General features: G+C 64.4%; 10 protein-coding genes and 1 pseudogene. 5 read left to right on the top strand and 6 right to left on the bottom strand.

All coding sequences use genetic code 11. The features are described from left to right. Positions 1–62 precede the first annotated feature (62 nt). From BHD08_RS07245 to BHD08_RS07235, 3 genes are all read left to right on the top strand, one after another. Entirely contained in the window at positions 63–1,232 is a 1,170-nt protein-coding gene (locus BHD08_RS07245) for a M20 aminoacylase family protein (protein ID WP_125021309.1), read from the top strand. A 44-nt stretch (positions 1,233–1,276) separates the two neighbouring features. After that, entirely contained in the window at positions 1,277–2,635 is a 1,359-nt protein-coding gene (locus BHD08_RS07240; RefSeq protein WP_125021308.1) for an MFS transporter, read from the top strand. 164 nt (positions 2,636–2,799) lie between these two features. After that, positions 2,800–4,050 carry an OprD family porin gene (locus BHD08_RS07235; RefSeq protein ID WP_125021307.1) on the top strand — a complete coding sequence of 417 codons (1,251 nt, stop codon included), beginning with the start codon at positions 2,800–2,802 and terminating at the stop codon, positions 4,048–4,050. A 97-nt stretch (positions 4,051–4,147) separates the two neighbouring features. Here the strand turns inward: BHD08_RS07235 and BHD08_RS07230 are convergent, their stop codons facing one another. Next, complete coding sequence (locus tag BHD08_RS07230) at positions 4,148–4,687, bottom strand: DUF3087 domain-containing protein (protein ID WP_015276440.1); 540 nt, start codon at positions 4,685–4,687, stop codon at positions 4,148–4,150. Positions 4,688–4,819: 132 nt separating this feature from the next. On the opposite strand from BHD08_RS07230, the gene BHD08_RS07225 reads away from it, so the two are divergent. Further along, positions 4,820–5,329, top strand: coding sequence for a GNAT family N-acetyltransferase (locus tag BHD08_RS07225; RefSeq protein ID WP_125021306.1), 510 nt, complete (start codon positions 4,820–4,822; stop codon positions 5,327–5,329). A gap of 5 nt (positions 5,330–5,334) precedes the next feature. On the opposite strand, the gene wrbA is transcribed toward BHD08_RS07225, so the two are convergent. Together wrbA and BHD08_RS07215 are read right to left on the bottom strand one after the other, a co-directional pair. Further along, positions 5,335–5,934 carry an NAD(P)H:quinone oxidoreductase gene (gene wrbA / locus BHD08_RS07220; protein WP_015276438.1) on the bottom strand — a complete coding sequence of 200 codons (600 nt, stop codon included), beginning with the start codon at positions 5,932–5,934 and terminating at the stop codon, positions 5,335–5,337. Between the two features lie 82 nt (positions 5,935–6,016). Then, positions 6,017–6,715, bottom strand: a complete 699-nt coding sequence (locus tag BHD08_RS07215) for a pirin-like bicupin family protein (protein WP_015276437.1) — start codon at positions 6,713–6,715, stop codon at positions 6,017–6,019. 241 nt (positions 6,716–6,956) lie between these two features. Between BHD08_RS07215 and BHD08_RS07210 the strand changes: the two are divergent. Next, a pseudogene (locus BHD08_RS07210) lies at positions 6,957–7,297 on the top strand (FKBP-type peptidyl-prolyl cis-trans isomerase). Positions 7,298–7,342: 45 nt separating this feature from the next. Here the strand turns inward: BHD08_RS07210 and mdoH are convergent. The 3 genes from mdoH to bglX form a co-directional block, all read right to left on the bottom strand. Next, on the bottom strand, positions 7,343–9,901 hold the full coding sequence (gene mdoH, locus BHD08_RS07205) for a glucans biosynthesis glucosyltransferase MdoH (protein WP_125021510.1): 2,559 nt from the start codon (positions 9,899–9,901) through the stop codon (positions 7,343–7,345). A gap of 10 nt (positions 9,902–9,911) precedes the next feature. Beyond that, entirely contained in the window at positions 9,912–11,438 is a 1,527-nt protein-coding gene (locus BHD08_RS07200; RefSeq protein ID WP_041756540.1) for a glucan biosynthesis protein G, read from the bottom strand. 174 nt (positions 11,439–11,612) lie between these two features. Then, complete coding sequence (gene bglX / locus BHD08_RS07195; protein WP_125021508.1) at positions 11,613–13,904, bottom strand: beta-glucosidase BglX; 2,292 nt, start codon at positions 13,902–13,904, stop codon at positions 11,613–11,615. Positions 13,905–13,973 lie beyond the last annotated feature (69 nt).

The following is a 13,973-nucleotide window of genomic DNA, read 5'->3' as shown; positions in this document are numbered from 1 at the left end:
ACCACAAATCCTATGATCGGCACATGAATACTTCAGACCTTTTCCAGCCCGACGAAGCCGCCATGAAAACGTGGAGGCACGCCATTCATCAGAACCCCGAGCTCGGTTTCGCCGAATTCGCCACCAGCCGGCTGGTCGCCGACTGCCTCGAAACGTGGGGCTATGAGGTGCACACCGGCATCGCCACCACGGGGGTGGTCGGCACCCTGCGCTGGGGCGACGGGCAACCGCGACTGGGGCTGCGCGCCGACATGGATGCACTGCCGGTGCAGGAACTCACCGGCCTGCCCTGGGCAAGCCGCACACCCGGCCAGATGCACGCCTGCGGCCATGACGGACACACCTCGATCCTGCTGGGCGCGGCGCAAAGCTTCGCGCTCATGCAGCGCGAAGGGCTTCTGGGTGCCAGCGGCACGCTCACGCTGATCTTCCAGCCGGCCGAGGAACTGGGGGGCAGCGGCGGTGCGCGACGCATGCTCGACGAGGGCCTGCTCGAGCGCTTCCCCTGCGATGCGGTCTTCGCCATGCACAACTATCCGGGCATCCCGACCGGCCACTTCCGCTTTCGCGAAGGGCCGTTCATGGCTTCCTCCGACCGGGTAGTGATTCGCTTCAACGGCAAGGGCGGGCATGGTGCGCTGCCGCATATGGCAATCGACCCGATGCTGCCCGCAGCGGCCACCGTGCTCGCCTTGCAAAGCATCGTCGGGCGCAACGTCGATCCGGTCGACGCGGCAGTGATCAGCGTCGGGCGCATCGCTGCTGGCAACACCTACAACGTGATTCCCGAAACCGCCGAGATGGAGCTCAGCGTGCGCGCCCTGCGCCCGGACGTTCGCGACCTGCTCGAAATGCGCATCCGCGCGCTCGTCGAAGGACAGGCCGCGGCTTTTGGCGTCACCTGCGAGGTGCTCTACGAGCGCGGCTACCCGGTGCTGATCAACAGTGCGCGCGAGACGCGCCTGGCGGTCGAAGCGGCGCGCGCGCTGGTGGGTGATGAGCGGGTGGAGGTCGATGGTGCGCCCATCAGCGGCAGCGAAGACTTCGCTTTCATCTTGCAGCAGGTACCGGGTTGTTACCTGCTGATCGGCAACGGCGACAACGGCTTCGGTGGTGGAGAACACCTTGGGCCTTGCAGCGTGCACAACCCTCACTACGATTTCAATGATGCCTGCCTGGCGCCGGGCGCAGCCTTCTGGCTGACGCTCGGCAGCCGGTTCTTCGGCTGCTGAGATCGTTCCGCGACGTGGCATAACAACAAGCAGGACACGACAGCATGAGCAATTCAACCGCAGCACCCCGCAAGAATCAGGTTCTTGCAGCCGTCATCGGCAACGCACTGGAATGGTACGACTTCATCGTCTTCGGCTTCCTCGCCGTGGTGATTTCACGGCTGTTCTTTCCCGCCGAAAGCGAATACAGCGCCCTGCTGATGGCAACCGCCACCTTCGGTGTGGGCTTTTTCATGCGCCCGATCGGCGGCGTGCTGCTCGGCATCTATGCCGACCGCAAGGGCCGCAAGGCCGCGCTGCAGCTGATCATCAGCCTGATGACGCTCTCCATCGCGATGATCGCCTTCGCTCCGCCGTTCGCCGCGATCGGCATTGCCGCGCCGTTGCTCATCGTCCTGGCGCGCCTGATGCAAGGCTTCGCCACTGGCGGTGAGTTCGCCAGCGCGACGTCGTTCCTGATCGAGAGCGCACCGGCCAACCGCCGTGGCCTGTATGGCTCGTGGCAGATGTTCGGCCAGGGCCTGGCAGTATTTTGCGGCGCCGGCGTAACCGCGCTGGTGACCAGCAACCTGTCGCCCGCAGACCTGGACAGCTGGGGCTGGCGGATTCCGTTCATCATCGGTCTGATCATCGGCCCGGTCGGTCTATGGATGCGACGCAATCTGTCGGAAACCGAGGCCTTCCTCGAGGCCCGCCAGGCACCGAAGGAGAAGCAGTCACTGGCCCGCATGCTGCGCTCGCACCTGCGTCAGGTGGTCACCGTGATGGCGTTGACGGTCTGCGGCACCGTGGCCTTCTACGTGATCCTGGTCTACATGCCGACCTTCGCCAACCGCCAGCTGGGCATGCAACTGAAGGACGCCTTCACCGCTCAGGTCGTCGCCGTCGCGGTACTGACGCTGCTGATGCCGGTATTCGGTGCGCTATCCGACCGGGTCGGCCGCAAGCTGCTGATGATCGTCGCCACGCTGGGCCTGCTGGTCGCCCTCTATCCGCTGTTCAGCTGGATTCATGCAGCGCCCTCGTTCGGCCGTCTGCTGACCATGCAGCTGATCCTCTGCTCGCTGCTCGCCGTGTTCTTCGGCCCCTTCTCTGCCGCCGTGGCCGAACAGTTCCCTGCTGGCGTGCGCTCGACCGGCCTGGCACTGGCCTACAACCTTGCAGTGATGATCTTCGGCGGCTTCGCCCAGTTCATCGTGACCTGGCTGATCCAGAACACCGGCATGGCCATTGCGCCGGTGTTCTACGTGCTCTTCGCGGTGACGCTGGGCCTGATCGGCTCGTTCTTCCTCATCGACCGCACCCACGAGGCGCACCTCGCTGTGGTCGACGAGAGCAGCCCGCTCAAAGCGGCCGCACAACCGACCGGCACGCTCAACCGAGTGGTTGCTCAAGGCGTCTGATCGAACCAAGGGAGGCCGCGGCGGATTCCGAGGCGCCCGTCGCAGCCACCCGCAACAAAGGGAACAGCCGGCAGGTCGCTGAAACTGCCGGCGCCGCCAGACGGGCAACGCTGCCAGCAAGCCCGCACAACAAACAGCTTCAACCTCAACCGGGAATAACAACAATGAACCGCATCCAATCCGTTGGCTCGCGCGCCCTCGCCTGCCTGCTGGGCGCGCCCTGCCTGCTCACCGCACCTGCCGTGATGGCCGACTTCATCGACGACAGCAAGGCCAGCCTGCAGCTGCGCAACTACTACCTGAACCGTGATTTTCGCCAGGATGGCGCCAAACAGGCCAAGGCCGCCGAATGGGCGCAGGGTTTCGTTACCCGCTTCGAATCCGGTTTCACCGAGGGGCCGATTGGCCTTGGGCTGGACGCCATCGGCGAGCTGGGCGTGAAGCTGGATTCCAGCAGCGATCGCCGCGGCACCGGCCTGTTGCCGTTCGGTCCGACCAGCAAGGAGCCGGTCGATGAATACAGCGAACTGGGCCTGACGGCGAAGCTGCGCGTCGACCAGAATGTGCTGCGCCTGGGCACCCTGCAGCCCTGGCTTCCCGTGGTGATCTTCAACGACACCCGCCTGCTGCCTTCGACATTCCAGGGCGGCATGCTGACCTCACAGGCGCTGGACGGCCTGACGTTCGATGGCGGACGGCTCACTCAGGCCAATCCGCGCGACTCCTCGGCGCGAGAAAAGATCGGTTTCGGCAGCGCCATCAGTGACGCCTTCGACTTTGCCGGCGGCAGCTACGCGATCAACCCACAACTGGCAGTCAGCTATTACTACGGCAATCTGGAAAATATCTACCGCCAGCAGTTCGTCGGGCTGGTCCATAACACGTCGCTGGGCAACGGCTTCAGCCTGCGCACCGACCTGCGCTACTTCGACAGCCGCGGCGATGGCGAAGAGCGTGCCGGCGAAATCGACAACCGCAACTTCAACGGCATCGTTGGTCTCAGCCATGGCGGGCACAGGGTCAGTGCCGGCTGGCAGATCCAGTCCGGCGACAGCCGCTTCCCATCGCTCAATGGCGGCGCCGCCTATGTCGTCAACCTGGTCACCCTGCATGACTTCACCCATGCCGACCAGGACTCCTGGCAGCTGCGCTATGACTACAACTTTGCCGCGCTGGGCCTGCCCGGGTTGTCCTTCATGACCCGCTACGTCGATGGACGCAACGCCAGGACGAACTTCAGCCGCAGCGGCGAGGAATGGGAGCGCGACAGCGACATCACCTATGTCGTGCAGAGCGGTGCCTTGAAGGGCCTGAGCGTGCAGTGGCGCAATCTGAGCTTCAGATCGGGGAACGGCCTCAAGACCGCTATCGACGAGAACCGGGTGATCCTCAACTACACCCTGGCACTCTGGTAACGCCGCCCGCTCAATCGCGCAGCGACACGGTTACCCGATCGACGGCAGCGCAGGGAAGCGCTGCCGCTCACACTCTCACCCAACCGCCCCTTGCGTCTCAGCGCTTCGCCTGGATCTGCCCGACCCGCTCCAGCCACGCGGACTCCAGGCGTGGCTGGTCGATGTCCATGTGCAGCGCCTCCATCGTTTCGCGGTGACGATCGATCTCGGCCACCGATTCGCTGAGGCCATGGGAGTTGCCATCGAGCCGATGCATCTGCGTCAGTCCCATGTGATAGAAGCGCAGCAGCTTCATCGCGTCCGGATCGTCCGCACTCACACCTGCCTTGACCTGATGCATCATGTTGGTCACCCGCATCAGGCTGCGCTTGAGCTGCCAGCCGTACACGGCCGCGGCCATCCACGGCTGCCGCCAGTACAGCCACCGAACGATTCCGATCGTCAGCGCCAATCCGGCCACGACGCCAATGATGTTCAGCCGCAGGTTGTCGCCACCGGGCTCACCGAACAGCGCCACGGCCAGGGTAGCCAGGCCCATGGCGAGAGCGGCGAAGGTCGCCGCGACGATCAGCGTGCTGCGCCGGGTCTGCTGGCGATAGGTTTCGGGGCTGAGCGGAACGATCTCGAATAGCACCACGGGGCGATGTCCTTGGCTGAGGCAAAAGATGAACGGCGGCCATTATCACCTCAATCGCCGCGCGGTGACTGATGCAGGGCAGTTTCTTCCGCAACCCGGCTATGCTGGGCCCGCCCCAAACCGGAGAATCCCATGCGCCGCCTTGCCACGCCCGCCGATCAGCAACGGGTCTATGACATTTACATGCACCCGGACGTGGTGCCCTACCTGGGCTTCGATCCCATGCCGCGTGAGCACTTCGGCAAGGTTTTCGAGCCGTTGTTCGAAAGCGCCAGCTTCTATGTCTTCGAAGACCACGGCGTGGTGCAGGGTTTCTACAAGGTGCAGCGCCATCTGGGCCGTGCCGCCCATGTGGCATACCTCGGCACCCTGGCCGTCGCGCCCGAGGTCAGGGGCAGCGGCCTGGCGCGGCGGATGATGCAGGAAGCCCTCGGCAAGCTGGCCGCCAGCGGCATTCGTCGTGTGGAATTGACGGTGGAAGCGGACAACCCGCGGGCGATTGCCTTCTACGAGCGCTTCGGTTTCGTCTACGAAGGCACGCAGCGCGCCGCTTACAAGCGCAGCAGCGACGACCGCTTCGTCGACGAACTGATGTACGGCCTGCTGCTGGACCCGGACGGGGCCCAGCGTAGGCACAGCTAAAGCGGTCAGCCCACCAGTTTGCTGGTGATCTTCGCCACGTGCTCGCCCTGGTATCGCGCGATGGTCAGTTCCTTCTCCGAAGGCTGACGCGAGCCGTCGCCGCCGGCGATGGTCGTGGCGCCATAGGGCGTGCCGCCGTTGGTTGCGGAGATGTCGAAGAACTCGCTGATGCCATAACCGGTCGGCACGATGACCATGCCGTGGTGCGCCAGGGTGGTCCAGGTCGAGGTGATGGTCATCTCCTGACCGCCGCCGGTGCCGGTCGAGGCGAACACACTGGCGACCTTGCCGTGCAGCGCGCCCTTGGCCCACAGGCCGCCGGTGCGGTCGAGGAAGTTGCGCATCTGCCCGGACATGTTGCCGAAGCGGGTCGGCGTACCGAAGATGATCGCATCGTAGTTCGGCAGCTCGTTCGGATCGGCGATGTCAGCCGCCTGATCGACCTTGCCGCCGGCATTGCGGAAGGCATCTTCGGGCATGGTTTCCGGGACGCGCTTGATGGTCACCTCGGCACCTGGGACACGGCGGGCACCTTCGGCCACGGCATTGGCCATGGTTTCGATGTGGCCGTACATCGAGTGATAGAGCACGAGAATCTTCGCCATCTTTATTTCCTCTTTCGGTGGGTGGTCTGAATAAGGTTCTGACTGTGATAACGCCGCAGGCGGGTCGTTCCGACGCGATGCGTCAGCGCGACTCGACCAGGACGATTTCGCTTTTTTCCACTGCTCTGATGGTCAGCCGCGCCTCGTCGCGCACGGCAACGCCATCGCCTGCGGCAACTTCGAGCCCGTTGACCTCGATACGGCCACTGGCAGGCACCAGATACACGCGGCGCCCGTCAGCGATCTCGTAGTCGGTGCTCTGCCCTGCAGCAAGCGTAGCCGCTGCCAGCCTGGCCTCGGCACGAATCGGCAGCGCCTCGTCATCGCCGGGCAGGCCACTAGCGAGCGTGACGAAGGCGCCGGCGCGCTCGCCGGTGGGGAACTGGCGAGTGCCCCAGGCCGGCGGCAGGCCGGTCTGCTGCGGATGAATCCAGATCTGGAAAATGCGGGTTTCCACATCCTCCAGGTTGTACTCGCTATGCACGATGCCGGTGCCGGCGCTCATCACCTGCACATCGCCGGCGACGGTACGGCCGCGGTTGCCGAGGCTGTCTTCATGGGTGATGGCGCCCTGGCGGACATAGGTGATGATTTCCATGTCCCGGTGCGAATGCGGCTCGAAGCCCGACTGCGGCGCGATGCTGTCGTCGTTCCATACGCGCAGACGGCCCCAGCGCATACGCTCGGCGTCGTGATAACCCGCGAAGGAAAAATGGTGGCGGGCGTTCAGCCAGCCATGCTGAGCAGCGCCAAGCTCTGCATAGGAACGTCGTTCGATCATCTGAGCCTCCGAAGTGGAAGTGGCCGCCAGTGGCTGGCCAAAATCTGTGATGCGGATGATCCATCCACTCAGATCGATGATGTGCGCAATTTTCCGCCAATAATTATCGATCTATTCGATATTTAGGCTTCCACGAGTATCGCGATATCCGCTCCGCGCCAACAGCGCCCCAGCAGTACTTGCCTACGCTGCACGAACCTGCCAAAAACGGCGCCTTGGCAACCTGTACAGGAAAGTGCGAATGAGCGAAGAACTGCAAATCGAGGATATCCAGCTCGGCGAGGGCAAAGAGATCGTCAAGGGTGCGCTGATCACGACCCAGTACCGCGGCACGCTCAGCGATGGTTCCGAGTTCGACAGTTCTACGCGCGCGGCAAGCCCTTCCAGTGCGTGATAGGCACCGGCCGGGTAATCAAGGGCTGGGATATCGGTTTGATGGGTATGAAGGTCGGCGGCAAACGCAGGCTATTCGTGCCGGCGCACTTGGGCTACGGCGAGCGCCAGGTTGGTGCACACATTCCACCGAATTCCGACCTGCATTTCGAGATCGAGCTGCTCGAAGTGCTCACCCGCGACGATTGAGCAGAACGTCCATGCGGCCCCAAGCGAGCCGCATGGACAGACAGCTTAGCGAGGCTCGGTCAGTTGCCCACGCGACACCCCGTGCGGGTACTGCTTGCGGTAACGGGCAAGCCAGGTCGCGCCGGCCGGGTCATCCCAGGCGTATTGGTGCAACAGCGCCATTCCGTCCGGGTCGTTGAGCAGCCGCCAGCGCGCCGCTTCGGCTTTTTCGCCTGAAGGTCCGGCCGCGAGCACTTCTGCAAGACGCTGCTCACGTAGGTGATCTGCAGCCGGCACCACCTTGGCATGCCGTGCCCGCGCCATGGCGCAAACCAGGGCGTTGTACAGCGGGTCGACCACCGCGACGAGGAAGCCTTCACGCAAGGCATTGGCCTGGTTCTGCTGCTGATAGAGGTCGGTGTTGGCGAGCTCGGTGGGCGGCGCGTATTCCTCCGGGATCAGGAACAGCTGGCGCCGCCGCGCCGCCAGGCCGAGACCGGTGCGGCTGGTAATCACCGAAACCGGTGCCGAGAGCATCAGCGACACCACAATGGGCGCCAGCCACCAGAGGAAGGCCGCATCCAGCCAGGCCACCAGCGCCGTCCACAGCACCCCGATGACGATCTGCGAGCCGTGCCGGCGCAATGCCTCGCCCCAGGGCGTGGCGTCATCGCCACGTTGCGGCGAATTCCATTGCACCGACCAGCCGAGGAACGCCGCGGTAACGAACACGCTATGGAATAGCATGCGCACCGGCGCCAGCAGCACCGAGAACAGCGTCTCGATCAGCATCGACAACAGCAGCCGCAGCCGTCCACCGTAGGCTTGCGCGCCCTGGATGCAGATCAGCAGCACGCTGAGCAGTTTGGGCAGGAACAGCAGGGTCATGGTCGCCGAGAACAGCGCGATGGCTTCTTCCGGATGCCAGCGTGGCCACAACGGATAGAGCTGGTTGGGCTGCAGGAAATACTCCGGCTCCATCAGCGTATGGATCGCCAGCAGACCGGTGGATAGCAGCAGGAAGAGGAACCACAACGGCGCGGACAAGTAGGACATCACGCCGGTGAGGAACACCAGGCGATGCACCGTATGCACGCCGCGAACCATGAACAGGCGGAAGTTCATCAGGTTGCCGTGACACCAGCGCCGGTCCCGCTTGAGCTCGTCGAGCAGGTTGGGCGGCAGCGCCTCATAGCTTCCCGGCAGGTCATAAGCGATCCACACACCCCACCCGGCCCGGCGCATCAGCGCCGCTTCGACGAAGTCATGGGAAAGGATCGCACCGGCAAAGGAGCCGGTTCCCGGCAGCGGCGCCAGCGCGCAATGCTCGATGAAGGGTTTGACCCGGATGATCGCGTTATGGCCCCAATAATGCGATTCGCCCAGCTGCCAGAAGTTGAGCCCGGCGGTGAACAGCGGACCATAGACGCGCGTGGCGAACTGCTGCATCCGCGCATAGAGGGTGTCCATGCCGGAAGCCTTGGGCGCACTCTGGATGATGCCGGCGTTGGGGTTGGCTTCCATCAGCCGCACCAGACTGGTCAGGCATTCACCGCTCATGACGCTGTCGGCGTCCAGCACCACCATGTAGCGGTAGCTGCTGCCCCAGCGACGGCAGAAGTCGTCGATATTGCCGCTCTTGCGCTTCACCCGACGCCGGCGACGGCGATAGAAGATGTGGCCGAAGCCATCCACCGCCCGGCACAGCTCGACCCAAGCTTTCTGTTCGGCGACGCAGGTATCCGGGTCGTTGCTGTCGCTGAGCACGAAGATGTCGAAGTGCTCCAGCTCACCGGTCGCCTTGAGCGACTCGTAGGTCGCCCGCAGGCCAGCGAACACCCGCGGCACGTCCTCGTTGGCGATCGGCATCACCAGCGCCGTGCGCGCCTCGGCCGGAATCGTTTCGGTGCCGGTGCTGCTGGCGGAGATGCTGTAACGATCCTTGCCGCGCAACAGCTGGAAGAAGCCCATCAGCGCCGTCCAGAAGCCTACCGATACCCAGCAGAACAGCAGCGCGAAGAGCAGCAGGATGCTGGTCTGCACCACATACGGCAGGATCTGCCGTGCCGACTCGGCCAGCGGCTGCACATAGACGTCCTGCAGGTCCACCAGGAACCAGCCCTGGTAAGGCAGCACCGCCTTCATCTGCCAGGTAGCGAAGGCAGTCTGGCCCAGCATCAGCAACAGCAGAGCCGAGCGACGCAGGGCCGCCACGCGCCGCCAGCGCGCTTCATCGAGCGGCTGCGGGCTGGGCTCGAACTGCCGGCGAGGCGGCGTGCGACCCAGCATTCGACGCCAGCCACGGCGCAGGATGTTGGTGTGCCAGGGCTCCGGCACCATGCGCGTACGCACGATTGGCGGGGTCGACTGCACGTAGGCGCGCCCCTGATGATCTTCGGCGATCACCCCGGCGCGGTCGAACAGGTCGCCCCAGCCCAGCCGTAGCCGCGCCACCACCGAATCGAGCAGGCGGCGCGAAGAGCCGCGCCCCTCACGCACGTCCTCGGACAGCTCATCGTGTAGCGCAAGCAGGCCGCCCTGCTCCGCCGTCCGCCGATATCTGGCGGGGTCTTCGACGTCCTGCAACGCCAGGCCATCGCAATAGCCTTCAGCCACGCCGTTCATTGCAGCCTGCTCATTCATGGGGAGGAATCTGGTAGGTCCAGGTTTCGGAAAGGGTCTTTTCACCATCGACCAGTGCTGCGCGCATTTCCACCGGTCGCGCAGGGTCGCGCACCTTCAGTCGCAACGTCAGGCGCCAGCCCTTGGTGACGGTGTTGTAGCGCAGATTGTTTTCCACCAGTTCGGCGTTGTCGTCGATGCTGACGCGGGTGGTCACCGGCGCGTCCTCGGCCAGCTGCTCAAGCACCGGACCGACGAAGTCCACGATCAGTGCGGTACTGCCGTCCGGCTGGCGGATCAGGTTGGCCTGCTTGACGTCGCCTGCCGAAACGCGGGTCTGCTGCACCCAGGCCAGCTTCGGGTCGTGCAGGCTGGGTTCGTCCATGGAGAAGTGCAGGCGATACTCCAGATCCAGCGATTGGCCGGGCTCCGGCTGCTTCTCGGGGGACCAGAAGGCGACGATATTGTCATTGGTTTCGTCAGGCGTCGGGATTTCCACCAGCTCTACGTGGCCCTTGCCCCAGTCGCCACGGGTCTCGACCCAGCCGCTCGGGCGCAGCTCATAGCGGTCGTCCAGATCTTCGTAGCGGTTGAAATCGCGAGTGCGCTGCATCAGCCCAAAACCACGCGGGTTTTCCACGCTGAAGGCACTCACCGCCAGACGCTTCGGATTGTTCAGCGGACGCCAGAGCCATTCGCCATTGCCGGCATGGATCGCCAGACCCTCGGAATCATGCAGTTGTGGCCGGAAGTTCAGCGAATCGCTGGGCTGATTGGCGCCGAACAGAAACATGCTGGTCAGCGGCGCAATACCGAGCTTGCCGACCGGCTCGCGGAGATACACCTTGGCCTGCACATCCAGCGTGCTGTCCTTGCCCGGCGTCAGCACCATGCGATAGGCACCGGTGGCGCGCGGCGAGTCGAGCAGCGCGTAGATCACCAGATTGCGCCGATCAGCCTGCGGCCGTTCGACCCAGAACTCACGAAAGCGCGGGAACTCCTCGCCCACCGGCAGTGCCGTATCGATCGCCAGCCCACGCGCGGACAGCCCGTACCACTGGCCCTTGCCGATGATGCGGAAGTAGCTGGCGCCGAGCAGGGTCATCACCTCGTCCTGCTTGTCCTTCTTGTTCAGCGGATAGAGCACCTTGAAGCCGGCGAAACCGAGCCCTTCCAGGGCGGCAGGATCGATCTCGACGCCATCGAACTGGAACATTGCCGGGTCGTAGCGGATCTCGCGAACGTCCGTGGCGGTGATTTCGTTGATCCGCACCGGCGTGTCGAAATGCATGCCCTGGTGATAGAACTGCAGATGGAATGGCGTCTCGGCATCCTTCCAGTAGGCATGCTCGGGGTTGAAGCGCAGCCGCTGGTAATCGGCGAATGCCATCTTGCGCAGCTCAGCGGGCAGGTTGCTGACCGGCTCTTCGTAACCGCTGGCAGCCAGCGCCTGTGCCCGTTCGGCTACATCATCGAGCCCGAATGCCAGCGCGTTGCCGGCCAGCAGCATGCACAATCCGCCGGCCAGCCCCGCCAGCATGCGGGCCGACTGCGATCCCGTCTTCCACTGAAAAATGCGTAACACACCGCCTCCGAATTACAGGTTTGTGCAGAGTCCGCTCTGCTTCGCTGTGGTTTGGCTGCATACAGCCTAGCCGGTCACACCGTTGCGCCAACAAACGCACCGGCAGGCACGCTGCATACAGGATATTTCTTACAACAATTCAAAACGCTCGCTGAGCACCGACTGTGAATCGAGCCCCAGCTGGACTTCGAACTCGCCTGGCTCTGCCACATGGTCGAGTCGCGCGTCATAGAACTTCAGATCCTCCTCGCCGAGCACGAAGCGCACCGGCTGCGTCTCACCAGGCTCCAGCATGAGCTTCCGGAAGCCCTTGAGTTCCTTGACCGGGCGAACGCTGGAGCCGACCAGATCCTGCAGATAAAGCTGCACCACCGTTGCGCCGGCTCGCGCGCCTGTGTTCTTCACCGTTACGCTGACCTCCAGCTTCTGCCCCCGGTTCAGCGTGCGGCGTGAAAGCTGCGGTTTTGACAGCTCGAAATCGGTGTAGCTCAGGCCATAACCGAAGGGGTAAAGCGCACCGTTGGGCTCCTCGAAATACTGCGAGGTGTAGTTGCCTGGGCGCCCTTCGACATAGGGACGGCCCAACCGCGGGTGGTTGTAATAGGTCGGGATCTGGCCGACCGAGCGTGGGAAGGAGATCGGCAGCTTGCCGGACGGGTTGTGCGCGCCGAACAGCACATCGGCGATGGCATGGCCGCCCTCGGTGCCGGCGAACCAGGTTTCCAACACCGCATCGGCGTGCTCCTTGACCCAGCCAAGCTGCAACGGCCGCCCGTTCATCAGCACCACCACCAACGGTTTGCCGGTGGCGACCAGTGCTTCGAGCAACGCCTGCTGGCTGGCTGGCAGCGCAAGGCTGGTGCGGCTGGACGATTCGTGGGACATGCCTCGCGCTTCGCCCACTGCGGCAACGATGACATCGGCCTCGCGCGCGGCGCGTACCGCCTCGTCGATCATCGCCTGCGGCGTGCGCGGGTCCAGCGAGACTTCCGGGCGGTCCCAGTTGAGGAAGTTCAGGTACTTGATCATGCCGACATCGTCGGTGACGTTCGCTCCGCGGGCATGGATGATCTGGCCACCCTTGCCGACAGCGGCTTCCAGCCCCTGGCGCAGGGTCACCGTCTGCGCCGCGACCCCGGCGGCCGACCAGCTGCCGAGCATGTCGACGTGGGAATCGGCCAGCGGCCCGACCAGCGCAATGGTCGCGTTCTTGCGCAATGGCAGCGTCTGCTCGCGGTTCTCCAGCAGGACCAGCGAATCGCGCGCCACTCGCCTCGCCGCCTGGCGATGCAGGCGGCTTTCGGCATTGACCTCGACCGGGTCGTCCGCTTCCTGGCCGATGCGGCGATAGGGATCATGGAACAGCCCGAGGTCGTACTTGGCGCCGAGCACCCGGCCCACGGCCTGGTCGATCAGCTCGATCGGCACCTCGCCGCGCTCGACCAGCCCCGGCAGTTCCTGCAAGTAAAGCGAGTCGTGCATGCTCAGGTCGATGCCCGCCTCGATCGCCAGGCGCGCGGCCTCGCGACCATCGCGAGCCACACCGTGGCGCAGCAGTTCGTCGATTGCGCCGTGATCGCTGATGCTCAGCCCGCGGAAGCCCCAGTCATCCCGCAGTAGATCACGCAACAGCCAGCGGTTGGCACTGGCCGGCATGCCGTTGACGGTATTCAGCGCCACCATCACGCCGCCAGCGCCGGCGTCCACCGCCGCACGGTATGGCGGCAGATAATCCTGATGCATGCGCTGCGGGCTCATATCGACCACGTTGTAGTCGCGGCCGCCTTCCACAGCGCCATACAGGGCGAAGTGCTTGACGCTGGCCATCACGCTGTCTGCAGCGGAGAGACGCTCGCCCTGATAGGCGCGCACCAGCGTGCCGGCAATCTGCGAGACCAGGTAGGGATCTTCGCCGAAGCCTTCCGAGGTCCGCCCCCAGCGTGGATCACGGGTGATGTCGACCATCGGCGCAAAGGTCAGGTCCAGGCCATCGGCGCTGGCTTCGATGGCCGATACGCGACCGCTCAGGGCAATCGCCTCGAGGTCCCAGCTGGACGCCAGGGCCAGGCTGATCGGGAAGATGGTGCGGTGGCCGTGAATGACGTCATAGGCGAAGAAGATCGGGATGCCCAGACGACTGCGCAGCGCGGCATCCTGCATCGGGCGGTTATCGGCGCGGGTGACGGAATTGAAGGTGGCGCCGATACGTCCGGCGGAGATTTCCTCGGCGATTCGTTCGCGCGGCATGTCGCCACCGATGCTGATCAGGCGCAGCTGGCCGATCTTCTCCGCCAGGGTCATACGTTCGAGCAGGGCTTCGATCAGCGCCTGGCGGTCGTCCAGCGGCAATGCCGGCGGCGCCGCAAAGGCGAACGGGCTCATCGCACCGGCAAGCAGGACAAACGGCAGCAGCCTTTTCATCATCACGTTTCGCAATCTCATAGGTTGGACCGATCAGCCACACACAGGCACACCCATCACGCCGGCCTC

It is taken from the genome of Pseudomonas sp. SCT (assembly GCF_003864275.1).
In the GTDB taxonomy this organism is placed as follows: Bacteria; Pseudomonadota; Gammaproteobacteria; order Pseudomonadales; family Pseudomonadaceae; genus Stutzerimonas; species Stutzerimonas stutzeri_AE.
Note: the sequence above shows the minus strand (reverse complement) of the source record. Positions and strands in the feature narration are given on the sequence as shown.

Bases quoted from the DNA above. Each gene is read 5' to 3' on its own strand.
- BHD08_RS07245 (WP_125021309.1), top strand. From the start codon at position 63: ATGAAAACGTGGAGGCACGCCATTCATCAGAACCCCGAGCTCGGTTTC.
- BHD08_RS07240 (WP_125021308.1), top strand. From the start codon at position 1,277: ATGAGCAATTCAACCGCAGCACCCCGCAAGAATCAGGTTCTTGCAGCC.
- BHD08_RS07235 (WP_125021307.1), top strand. From the start codon at position 2,800: ATGAACCGCATCCAATCCGTTGGCTCGCGCGCCCTCGCCTGCCTGCTG.
- BHD08_RS07225 (WP_125021306.1), top strand. From the start codon at position 4,820: ATGCGCCGCCTTGCCACGCCCGCCGATCAGCAACGGGTCTATGACATT.
- wrbA (WP_015276438.1), bottom strand. From the start codon at position 5,934: ATGGCGAAGATTCTCGTGCTCTATCACTCGATGTACGGCCACATCGAA.
- BHD08_RS07215 (WP_015276437.1), bottom strand. From the start codon at position 6,715: ATGATCGAACGACGTTCCTATGCAGAGCTTGGCGCTGCTCAGCATGGC.
- mdoH (WP_125021510.1), bottom strand. From the start codon at position 9,901: ATGAACGGCGTGGCTGAAGGCTATTGCGATGGCCTGGCGTTGCAGGAC.
- BHD08_RS07200 (WP_041756540.1), bottom strand. From the start codon at position 11,438: ATGCTGGCGGGGCTGGCCGGCGGATTGTGCATGCTGCTGGCCGGCAAC.
- bglX (WP_125021508.1), bottom strand. From the start codon at position 13,904: ATGAAAAGGCTGCTGCCGTTTGTCCTGCTTGCCGGTGCGATGAGCCCG.